This window comes from Endozoicomonas sp. ONNA2 (genome assembly GCF_024606365.1).
Taxonomy (GTDB): domain Bacteria; phylum Pseudomonadota; class Gammaproteobacteria; order Pseudomonadales; family Endozoicomonadaceae; genus Endozoicomonas.
Genome location: NZ_JAHHPO010000593.1, coordinates 1 through 9,440, shown reverse-complemented (window position 1 = coordinate 9,440; position 9,440 = coordinate 1). Strand labels below are relative to the sequence as shown.

The following is a 9,440-nucleotide window of genomic DNA, read 5'->3' as shown; positions in this document are numbered from 1 at the left end:
ACTCGCGACCTCAACCTTGGCAAGGTTGCGCTCTACCAACTGAGCTATTCCCGCACACTTTGCATAAGTCGAAAATTAACACCAGACGACTTTGGCTTACTGAATGTCAGCACCAGATCCGTATTTTAGGTTTTTTTGCTTTGATGTCAACTGCTTTCCGTTACATCAGTCAGGCTTGTTAAACGGAGAAAGATCTGGCCAAGCCGCCTTGAGATATATATACATAGACCATAGCGTCAGAATTGCAGAAAGATATAGCAGAATAATTCCAAGAAAGCCAATCCAGGAGTCAACAGGCACTGGCGAAAAGAGCAGTAAGGTAATGGCTGTCATTTGAGCCACGGTTTTCGCCTTACCGATCATGCTTACGGCAACACTGGTCCGCTTGCCCAATTCAGCCATCCACTCTCTCAGGGCAGAGATGACGATCTCCCGGCCAATAATGACCAGGGCCGGTACAGTCATCCAGAATACACGAAACTCATCAATCAGCAGGCACAGAGCCGTTGCAACCATGATTTTATCAGCAACCGGATCAAAGAAAGCTCCGAATGGGGTTGTCTGGTTGAGCCGACGTGCAAGATACCCGTCAAACCAGTCCGTCGCTGCAGCGAAGGCAAATATTCCAGCACAGGCAAGATAACTCCACGCAAATGGGAGGTAAAAAATAACGACGAGAAATGGAACCAGGACAATACGTGTTAGTGTTAGAAAATTCGGGACGTTCATAACTACTTGATTAAGCCCTCGTGCTATGAGGCTGGCAACCTTGGGACGTTGTTGGCACTATCATATCGCCTCGCTCTTTCGGGATGTACATAAAAAACCGGGAATCAAGGATGAAACTCTCTGGGATGCATACGGTACACAGTCCTGTTCTCAGGTGCTAGTCATTATGAAAATATTCATGTATCTGCTTCGCCAGCCTGAGACTGATGCCTTCAACTTTCTTTAATTCTTCGATCGTTGCACCACTCACGCCTTCGCGCCCACCAAAAAACTTCAATAGTGCTGATCGCCTTTTGCCGCCAATACCCGGAATATCTTCAAGTACGGAACGTTTTCTGGCCTTTTGCCTCCGCTGTCGATGCCCGGTGATCGCAAAGCGGTGTGCTTCATCCCGGATCTGTTGAATCAACAGTAATGCTGCCTCAGCACCTTCCGGGTTGAGTTCATGACCCTGATAAATCAGTGTTTCAAGTCCTGGCTTGCGGGTCACTCCCTTGGCTACGCCCAGCAAGGGAATTTGCAGTCGAAGATTGGTCATTACCTCCGACGCCTTGCCTAACTGACCCTTACCCCCATCAATGATGACAAGATCTGGCTTTGCTACTTCCTCCCTTGCCTCAGCCAGTTTCTGGTAACGCTTTTCCAGAGCAATGGCCATGGCGGCATAATCATCACCAGGCTCGATACCCGTGATGTTGTAACGCCGGTATTCACTGAACACCGGCCCATCCGGACCAAATACCACACAGGATGCGACGGTTGCTTCTCCCATGGTGTGACTGATGTCGAAACACTCCATACGCAGGATGGGATTCCCAAGGTCCAACAAAGCCTTGAGTTGCGCGTATCGCTGATTCAAATGGCTCTTGCTCGCCAGGTGACTTTCAAGATTTTGCAACGCATTTTTATTGGCCAGACCTAACCAATCGTGCCGTTCAGAGCGTACTTTGTCCTTGATTTTGATTCTCTTGCCAGAAACAGCCTTGATCGCCTCTTCAATGGTATTTGCGCCGGTGAGTTCAAACGGAACCACTACTTCCTCAGGAAAATCACGACTGCCAAACAGCCTCACATAGAACTGGGCCATAAAATCTTCCAGATAATCGGACTGTTCGGCTTCCAGCTTAAAATCCGGAAAGTAATACTTATGACCAAGTAACCTGCCAGAACGGACAAAGAGCACGTCAAAACAGGTATTACCCCCCATTTGAGCAAACCCGATCACATCAATATCACCGGCCGATCTGGTCACCGTCTGTTGTTCCTGAACCGCCCTCAGGTGATTGATTTTATCCCGGGTGGCTGCCGCCTCTTCAAAATCCAGTGATTCCGCAGCCACTTCCATGCGTTTTATCAACGAACGGATTAACTGCTGGTTTTTGCCATCAAGAAACTGCCGGGTATCCTCAAGATCTTGCTGATACTCTTCTTTTGAGACCAGGCCAACACAGGGAGCCTTGCAGCGGTTGATTTGATATTGCAGGCAGGGCCGGGTTCTATTTTTGAAATAGATATCAGTACACTGGCGTATTTTAAAGATCTTCTGAAGCAGGTGCAGGCTTTCCCTGACTGCTCCGCTACTGGGGTATGGTCCATAATAGTGGCCTTTCTGTCGTTTACGTCCGCGACAGGAGTCCATCCTGGGAAAATCATCATCACCGGAAATATAGATATAGGGGTATGACTTATCATCTCTCAGCAATATGTTGTATGGTGGCTTTCTGTCTTTGATCAGGTTTTGCTCAAGCAGAAGTGCTTCGGTTTCAGTATGGGTAATCGTCAGTTGAATATCGGCAATCTTGCTTACCAGAGCCATGGTTTTGGTGGTAAGACCCGTTGCCCTGAAGTAGCTGGAGAGGCGATTTTTGAGATTTTTTGCTTTACCGATATAGAGTGTTTTGCCACTGTGATCACGCATATCATAGACACCCGGGCGGCTCGACACCTTGTCCAGAAATGATTTGTGATCAAACTTTTTGCTTTCTTCACTACCTGTCATGAACCACCAGACAACGGTTATCAAGTTATTTTCTTATTATATCTTCACAGTGCTACAGAAACGAATAGACCAGTACTTTTCAGGACTGGCCGAGAGGGATTATGCGTATAAACACTGGGAGTATAAGGAAGGAACACAACAGATCACAACAAGAGCTTTTTCAGAACCTGTAAGAAAGCATTCACTCTATGGTGTCGACCAGGTCATGACGGATAGCCAAGTGTGTCAGCTCTACATCACTGGTAATGTTCAGCTTGTCAAACATCCGGTAGCGATAGCTGTTCACTGTCTTGGGGCTGAGGCATAGCTTATCGGATATTGTCTGCACTTTCTCACAATTAACAATCATAATGGCTACCTGCATTTCGCGATGAGACAGCTGACCGAACGGTGAACCACTGTCAGGTTCAATAGCTTGCCAGGCCATTTGCTGGGCAATTTCCGTGGAAATGAATCTCTTTCCGGCAAATACCTTTCGAATAGCTGTCACCATTTCGGTAATATTTGAACTTTTGGTGACGTATCCTGAAGCGCCGGCTTCAAGAAGCCTGGTTGGAAAGGGGTCCTCCATACAGGCGGTTACTGCAATAATTTTTGCGTGAGGGTTGATCTGACAGATTTTCCGGGTTGCTTCTAACCCACCGATGCCAGGCATTCTTACATCCATTAACGTAACATCCGGAGCGACGTCCCGATAAAGGCTAATAGCATCTTCACCACTGACAGCCTGAGCAACAATTTCAATGCCTTCGACATCGTCCAGCATACGGGAGATTCCAGTTCTCACCAAATCATGATCATCCACAACCAGAACTTGTATCACAATCTACTCCGGTATGTTTTTTTATCGTTAATATTAACGATTATGCACAGTGTTGCCTGATCTTAAAACCCTTAGATAGGAAAAATATATAACACTGATAAGAAAATCTAATTTGATCAATAAAAAACCACCACTTCCAGACAAAGTGGTGGTTTTTTAGATGGCAGTTGTCTTATAGGTCAGAGCTTGCTTTCAAGTTCCGGAATAGCTTCAAAGAGATCTGCTACCAGACTGTAGTCCGCAACCTGGAATATTGGCGCTTCTTCATCTTTGTTGATAGCAACAATGACTTTGCTGTCCTTCATTCCAGCCAGATGTTGAATGGCACCGGAGATACCAACGGCAACGTACAGTTTGGGAGCAACAATCTTGCCGGTTTGTCCGACCTGCATATCGTTGGGTACATAGCCTGCATCGACGGCAGCCCGGGAAGCGCCAACCGCAGCGCCCAGTTTGTCCGCTACTTTGTAAAGTAACTCGAAGTTTTCTCCATTACCCATGCCACGACCACCGGACACAATGATGTCTGCAGCCGCCAGCTCAGGACGGTCAGACTGAGCCAGCTCTTCACTGACAAAGCTCGATACCCCGGCATCATGACTGCTGGCCACGGTTTCGACACTGGCAGAGCCTCCGTCAGCGGAAACCGGGTCAAAACCAGTGCTACGAACGGTAATTACCTTGATGGAGGCGCTGGACTGAACCGTGGCAATGGCATTACCCGCGTAGATCGGACGGGCAAAGGTGTCCTCGCTTTCTACACGAATGATGTCGGATATCTGATCAACATCCAACACAGCGGCCACTCGTGGCATCATATTTCTGGCATCGGTTGAGGTTGATGCCAGTATGTGAGAGTAATCCTTGCTCAGTTCAACTACCAGCTGGCTGACATTTTCTGCCAGTCGGTTTTCCAGTGCGGCATTCTCGGCAAGTAACACTTTTGCTACACCCGATACGGCAGAGGCCTGCTCTGCAACCCCGCTACAGCCGGACCCTGCAACCAGCAGGTGAATATCTCCCCCGATTGCGGTGGCCGCTGCGACCGTATTCAGGGTTCCCGCTCCGAGCGTGCTGTTATCATGATCAGCAACGACTAATATGGCCATTAGATCACCTTCGCCTCATTTTTTAATTTTTCTACCAGCTCATCCACGCTGGCCACCTTGATACCCGCCTGTCGCTCAGCAGGTGGCTCTACTTTGATGGTCGTTAAAGTAGACGACACTGCAACACCCAGGTCTTCCGGAGATTTGACATCCAGAGGCTTGCGTTTGGCCTTCATAATGTTAGGCAGTGATGCGTAACGGGGCTCATTCAAGCGCAAATCCGTGGTAATTACTGCGGGCAGTTTCAGGCTTAACGTCTGTAAACCACCGTCCACTTCCCGGGTAACATTCACCTTGTCACCGTCAACGTTGACTTCTGAGGCATAGGTTGCCTGCGACATACCGGCCAGTGCCGCCAGCATCTGACCGGTCTGGCCATTGTCGCTGTCGATGGATTGTTTGCCCAGAAGAACAAGGTCAGGCTTTTCTTCATCCACAATGGCCTTAAGCAGTTTGGCAACTGCCAGGGAACCCGGGGGCTGATCAGTCTGCACCTGGATGCCACGGTCTGCACCAAGAGCCAGCGCTGTCCGTATCTGCTCCTGGCACTCTTTGGCCCCAAGGGATACGGCAACGATTTCAGTAGCGACACCTTTCTCTTTTAGTCTTACTGCTTCTTCAACAGCAATTTCACAGAAAGGGTTGGTTGCCATTTTGACGTTGGTGAGATCGACGTCAGTGTTATCCGCCTTCACTCGAACCTTGACGTTATAGTCAATGACTCTTTTGACGGCTACTAATATTTTCATGAGTTCGCAGCCTTCCCTTCTCGTTATTGGCTTGGTCTTGAATTATTGGGCAGATAACGAACAACCAGACAGACAATTTATATTATCATTCAGCAACCTGTGTTCACACATCTGCGCAAGCGCAGTCTACCAGCACGTCAATGAGGGTTCAAACGTATGTTTCAACGAGTTTGCGCAGACGGTATTGTTAAACACCTGTCTGTTACCATGCATCATCTTGAATACTCTTGAATGCACTTGTTTCTGCTGACTGCAAACATGCATTGAGGACAGGATAGCCACTGTTTAGCAGCCTGAATATTTCCGTGCATGGGAATTAATAACCAATGACGTGTTGTCCATTAGAGGGAACACTGAGTATAATACCAAGCAATTTCAAACAGTTGTTTGAATGCCATTCTGAAAAAATAACACTCCGACAGGGAGGAAGCTCATCATGGAACGCGAATCCATGGCATTTGATGTCGTTATCGTGGGTGCAGGCCCTTCCGGTTTGTCAGCTGCCTGTCGGTTGATGCAACTGTCTCAGGAGCAGGATAAAGAGCTTGGCGTCTGCGTTGTCGAGAAAGGTTCCGAAGTTGGCGCCCATATCATCTCAGGCGCAGTATTTGAACCAACGGCGCTGAATGAGTTGTTTCCCAATTGGAAAGATCTCGGTGCACCGTTACATACGCCGGTGTCATCCGATGATATTTATGTGCTCCGTTCCGAACAAAAATCGATAAAAGTACCCAGCCTGTTTGTGCCTGAAACCATGCACAATGAAGGTAATTATATCATCAGTCTCGGTAATCTCACCCGCTGGCTGGCGGAGCAGGCCGAGTCCCTTGGGGTGGAGATTTTCCCGGGATTTGCCGCCCAGGAAGTGCTGTTTAATGACGATGGCAGTGTTAAAGGCATAGCAACCGGAGACATGGGAATTTCAGCCTCCGGTGAAGAAAAAGACATCTTTATGCCCGGTATGGAGCTGCACGCCAAATACACGCTTTTTTCCGAAGGGTGCCGTGGGCATTTGGGCAAGCAACTCATCAGCCACTTTAACCTGGATGAGGGTCGTGATCCTCAACATTATGGTATTGGCATTAAAGAGCTGTGGGATATTGCGCCCGAGAAACATCAACAGGGTCTGGTGGTGCATACTGCTGGCTGGCCACTGGCTGAAAGCGGCTCTACCGGTGGCGGATTCCTCTACCATCTGGAAAATAACCAGGTAGTACTGGGCCTCATTACCGATTTGAGCTATTCAAATCCACACCTGAGTCCCTTTGAAGAGTTCCAGAGATTCAAAAAGAGTCCGGTAATCAAACAGTACCTGGAAGGCGGAAAACGGGTTTCCTATGGGGCCAGGGCACTGGCCAAGGGTGGGCCGCAGTCTTTACCTGAGATGACGTTCCCCGGTGGAATCTTGATTGGTTGTGACGCTGGAACCATGAATGGAGCCAAAATAAAAGGTTCCCATACTGCCATGAAGTCCGGCATGATTGCGGCAGAAGAGGTGTTCAAATCGGTGAGTGCAGGCTCTGAAGGCGGCAACACACTGAAATCGTTTGATCAGGCATTCAAAGCTTCCTGGCTTTATCAGGAACTGCATCAGCAGCGGAATTTCGGTCCGGCCATGCATAAATTTGGTAACATCTTTGGTGCTGCCTTTGCTTTTGCAGACCTTAATATCTTTAATGGCAAACTGCCATTCACCCTGCACGATACAACTCCGGATTATGCCCAGCTTAAACCGGCGGCTGAGTCCAGCCCCATCAACTATCCAAAACCCGATGGGGTGATCACCTTTGACCGCTTGAGTTCAGTGTTCCTCTCGAACACTAACCACGAGGAGGACCAGCCCTGTCACCTGAAACTGGCAGACGGGACCATTCCCCTGAAGCAAAACCTGCCGACTTATGATGAGCCTGCGCAAAGGTACTGCCCTGCCGGGGTTTATGAGATTGTTGCTGATGAGGATACCGGTGAAAACCGGTTCCAGATCAACAGCCAGAACTGCGTTCATTGCAAGACCTGTGACATCAAGGATCCCGCCCAGAATATCACCTGGATAGCCCCGGAAGGTGCTGGCGGCCCGAATTATCCAAACATGTGAGTATTCCCGAAATGAGGGTGGTTCAGCCACCCTCAACTATTTCCAGAAATCATTTCCAGAAATCATTTCCAGAAATCATTCCCAGAGACCATTCCCAGAGAATAGCCTTGCCCCTGGCTTCGGATGCTCAGCTCTACTCCCCCCGCCACCGGGGTCTCAATAGCCTCCGCCACTAACTGATAAAATACATTGCGACTGACCAATGCCTCCAACCGGTCCCTGACCCGGATATAAGGCGCAGACTCACCGGTTTCCGGGTTTTCCATCATTTTCAGAGGGTGCTCATGGTTCAGCACCACCTGATCATTCACATTGGTGGTAAACAGGTATTCTGGACCATCCGCACCCAACCGAACTTCTGCAGAAACGGCAACAAATGGCACATCCTCCACCTGAATCCTTACTTTTTCTACCGGTGTGACCAGATAGTAATGGCCATCATCATCATGCCTGAGAACTGAAGCGAACAGTTTCACCATTGATTCCCTGCCAATGGGTGAGCCATTGTAGTGCCAACGACCATCCCGACTGATGCGCATATCAATATCGCCACAGAAAGGGGGGTTCCAGCTGTGCACGGGTGGCAGCCCTTTGTCCAAAAACTGCAGATTCGACATGATATTTTCCGGCTTTGATCCATTGTTCACAAAGCAATCTCCCACGCTTGCTGGCTATTCGGCCATTATACCTTTTTTGACAATAACAAATTTTTGCTGTTTTTCAGGGTGCTTGCCATCAAGCAGATGAACTCATGAAAAAATGTCAAATTTATCTCTATTTGTAAGGTCAACAATAACCGATGCTAACATAAAGAAATAAATATTGGCTTAGGACTGGAGCATGGAACTCTTCAAAATGGTTGCGGGATGCCTTACCGGCTGGCTAAGTCGCAACGTTCAGGAAAGGACAAGTCCCCTGTGTGATTTTGAACGTGTCAGGCATGAAATTAAGCCCTGCGATGTTCTGTTGGTCGAAGGACGATCGAGAGTCAGCCAGGTCATTAAGCAAACCACTCAAAGCCCCTGGTCCCATGCCATGCTTTACCTTGGCCGACTGCACGATATTGAGGATGACAGAATTCGCCAGGTTGTCAGTGAGTCCTACGGCGGCTCCCCAGATGAACAGCTGATTATTGAGAGCGAGCTAGGAATTGGTACTGCTATACAACCCCTGAAGAACTATGAAGGGGAACATTTGCGCATTTGCCGCCCTAAAGGGCTCAGCTATAGCGATAGCCAGAAAGTCATACATTACGCGACCAGCCGCCTGGGTATGGATTACAACGTCCGGCAGGTTCTCGATCTTGCCCGGTTCTTCTTCCCCTATTCTTTTCTGCCCAGAAGGCTTGGCTCTTCATTGTTTCAGCATTCTCCGGGGCAGGAAACCAAAACCGTCTGTTCAACCATGATTGCCGAAGCCTTCAGTTTTATTCACTTTCCCATCCTGCCTCTGGTCAAACAGAATGGTGATGCTGGCGTACAGCTCTTTCAACGAAATCCAAAACTTTGTACGCCCAGTGACTTTGATTACTCGCCATACTTCCAGATTATCAAGTATCCATTTCTCGATTACAGTCATCACGCAGATTATCGACTGTTGCCCTGGCATGGTCAGAGGGTTCTGGAGGGCAGAGAAGCGGATTTTTATATGTCTTCCCAGCAAATTGAGCAGCTACAGAAAGAAAGCACTGTGGATCATGAGGTTTTGGGTGATTCGGCCTTCTCCACCCCTGATAAGAAAAACGGCGGTGAGAGCGACTCTGTTTCAACCCACTGATCCTTTCAGGCAAGGCGGTAGAATCCGGTGAATGTACGTTTATATATATTTAAGCCATTTTAGACGACATCAGGTTCCGTAAGAAAGCGATTAAAGCTGGCTATTCTAGCCCGAATATTTCATAAATAAGAGCAGGTTCCGCCCAAACACCTGATATGAT

At 48.4% G+C, this 9,440-nt stretch carries 8 protein-coding genes; 2 read left to right on the top strand and 6 right to left on the bottom strand.

The genetic code is table 11. From position 1 onward, the window contains the following. Window positions 1-165: 165 nt before the first annotated feature. The 5 genes from pgsA to KDK14_RS10390 form a co-directional block, all read right to left on the bottom strand. Window positions 166-729 carry a CDP-diacylglycerol--glycerol-3-phosphate 3-phosphatidyltransferase gene (pgsA, locus tag KDK14_RS10410; RefSeq protein WP_257265036.1) on the bottom strand — a complete coding sequence of 188 codons (564 nt, stop codon included), beginning with the start codon at window positions 727-729 and terminating at the stop codon, window positions 166-168. Between the two features lie 157 nt (window positions 730-886). Further along, a complete protein-coding gene (gene uvrC, locus KDK14_RS10405) occupies window positions 887-2,728 on the bottom strand; it encodes an excinuclease ABC subunit UvrC (RefSeq protein WP_257265035.1) in 1,842 nt (613 codons plus the stop codon). Between the two features lie 181 nt (window positions 2,729-2,909). Continuing rightward, complete coding sequence (gene uvrY / locus KDK14_RS10400) at window positions 2,910-3,551, bottom strand: UvrY/SirA/GacA family response regulator transcription factor (protein WP_257265034.1); 642 nt, start codon at window positions 3,549-3,551, stop codon at window positions 2,910-2,912. Window positions 3,552-3,730: 179 nt separating this feature from the next. Further along, entirely contained in the window at window positions 3,731-4,660 is a 930-nt protein-coding gene (locus tag KDK14_RS10395) for an electron transfer flavoprotein subunit alpha/FixB family protein (RefSeq protein ID WP_257265033.1), read from the bottom strand. Further along, a complete protein-coding gene (locus tag KDK14_RS10390) occupies window positions 4,660-5,409 on the bottom strand; it encodes an electron transfer flavoprotein subunit beta/FixA family protein (RefSeq protein WP_257265032.1) in 750 nt (249 codons plus the stop codon). Before KDK14_RS10390 ends, KDK14_RS10395 begins: the two co-directional genes overlap by 1 nt. Window positions 5,410-5,845: 436 nt before the next feature. Here KDK14_RS10390 and KDK14_RS10385 point away from each other — a divergent pair, with 436 nt between their 5' ends. Beyond that, window positions 5,846-7,504 carry an electron transfer flavoprotein-ubiquinone oxidoreductase gene (locus KDK14_RS10385; RefSeq protein WP_257265031.1) on the top strand — a complete coding sequence of 553 codons (1,659 nt, stop codon included), beginning with the start codon at window positions 5,846-5,848 and terminating at the stop codon, window positions 7,502-7,504. Window positions 7,505-7,566: 62 nt separating this feature from the next. Here the strand turns inward: KDK14_RS10385 and KDK14_RS10380 are convergent, their stop codons facing one another. Beyond that, window positions 7,567-8,121, bottom strand: coding sequence for a DUF1285 domain-containing protein (locus KDK14_RS10380; RefSeq protein ID WP_257265030.1), 555 nt, complete (start codon window positions 8,119-8,121; stop codon window positions 7,567-7,569). 223 nt (window positions 8,122-8,344) lie between these two features. Between KDK14_RS10380 and KDK14_RS10375 the strand changes: the two genes are divergently transcribed. Continuing rightward, window positions 8,345-9,280, top strand: coding sequence for a YiiX/YebB-like N1pC/P60 family cysteine hydrolase (locus tag KDK14_RS10375; RefSeq protein ID WP_257265029.1), 936 nt, complete (start codon window positions 8,345-8,347; stop codon window positions 9,278-9,280). The last annotated feature ends 160 nt before the right edge of the window (window positions 9,281-9,440 follow it).

Bases quoted from the DNA above. Each gene is read 5' to 3' on its own strand.
- KDK14_RS10390 (WP_257265032.1), bottom strand. From the start codon at position 5,409: ATGAAAATATTAGTAGCCGTCAAAAGAGTCATTGACTATAACGTCAAG.
- pgsA (WP_257265036.1), bottom strand. From the start codon at position 729: ATGAACGTCCCGAATTTTCTAACACTAACACGTATTGTCCTGGTTCCA.
- uvrC (WP_257265035.1), bottom strand. From the start codon at position 2,728: ATGACAGGTAGTGAAGAAAGCAAAAAGTTTGATCACAAATCATTTCTG.
- KDK14_RS10385 (WP_257265031.1), top strand. From the start codon at position 5,846: ATGGAACGCGAATCCATGGCATTTGATGTCGTTATCGTGGGTGCAGGC.
- KDK14_RS10395 (WP_257265033.1), bottom strand. From the start codon at position 4,660: ATGGCCATATTAGTCGTTGCTGATCATGATAACAGCACGCTCGGAGCG.
- KDK14_RS10380 (WP_257265030.1), bottom strand. From the start codon at position 8,121: ATGTCGAATCTGCAGTTTTTGGACAAAGGGCTGCCACCCGTGCACAGC.
- KDK14_RS10375 (WP_257265029.1), top strand. From the start codon at position 8,345: ATGGAACTCTTCAAAATGGTTGCGGGATGCCTTACCGGCTGGCTAAGT.